General features: G+C 66.7%; 1 pseudogene. It reads left to right on the plus strand.

Annotated elements, in window-relative coordinates:
* Positions 1–255 (plus strand): annotated as a pseudogene (locus AAZU54_RS27415) (hypothetical protein); the annotation flags it as partial.

Below are 255 nucleotides of genomic sequence, written 5' to 3' on the forward strand. Positions count from 1 at the left end.
TGCTCGAGCTGCGCAACGAAAACCACAGCAGCGCCCGCTTCAGCTACGACAGCATGGGCCGCCTGCTGAGCGAGACCGGCTTCGACGGCAAGCGCCGCAGCTACCATTACCACGCCGAAAGCGGCGTCCTCGCCCAGCAGCTGGACGAAGACCGGATCATCGTGTTCGCCTTCGACCCGCTCGGCCGCCTCAGCCAACGCCACGCCGGCCACCGCCATGGCCAGCACTGGCAAAGCGAAGCCTTCCACTACGACG

Source organism: Pseudomonas sp. Je.1.5.c (genome assembly GCF_051129895.1).
Taxonomy (GTDB): Bacteria; Pseudomonadota; Gammaproteobacteria; order Pseudomonadales; family Pseudomonadaceae; genus Aquipseudomonas; species Aquipseudomonas urmiensis.